Origin of the sequence: Pseudolactococcus raffinolactis NBRC 100932, from assembly GCF_001591765.1 — a bacterium.
In the GTDB taxonomy this organism is placed as follows: Bacteria; Bacillota; Bacilli; order Lactobacillales; family Streptococcaceae; genus Pseudolactococcus; species Pseudolactococcus raffinolactis.
This window is the reverse complement of record NZ_BCVN01000113.1, coordinates 1-532: the sequence shown is the minus strand read 5'-3', so window position 1 is coordinate 532 and position 532 is coordinate 1. Positions and strand designations below refer to the sequence as shown.

The 532-nt window shown below is 43.6% G+C and carries 1 protein-coding gene; it reads right to left on the bottom strand.

Annotated features, from left to right (window positions below):
* Nucleotides 1-532 (bottom strand): phage tail tip lysozyme (locus tag LRA01S_RS11160; protein WP_255211723.1); only part of this gene is annotated, 532 nt, incomplete at both ends.

Genomic DNA, 532 nt, shown 5'->3' with positions numbered 1-532 from the left:
ACGATTATAAACATACCACGTACATTGACCTTGTGGATAAGAAGCTGAACCACTATAGGCTTGACCACTAAATGGGGTTTCTACCTCCCAACCGTTCGGAATGTTTGCGGACATCACACCATTGACAGCTTCTCCACTTGAATCATTGCTGAAGCCTACATGGTCTTTGAGTAAGTCATACCATTTTTGGGCATCATCTTGTAACTTGTCTGCTTTCGTTTGACCGTCACTTAAAGCGACACCCTCATAATATTGTGACCAATCTAAACTAGCCTGTCTAGGGTCAGTAGAAACGCTCACAAGGTCTTTTGTTCTCTTGTATACACCGTTTAGTTCAGCAGACATAAGTTTTAACTCAACGTCCATTGACAGTGTTCTACTTTCAGCCTTAGCCCAACGATTACCATTGACATTATTAGACCAACCCGACCACTGGAAGATACCCGCAACACCACCGCCAAGGTTTTCAGCTTCTGGATCAAAACCTGATTCCCTTTCAGCGACAGCTAAAGCACCACTTGCACCTTGAATA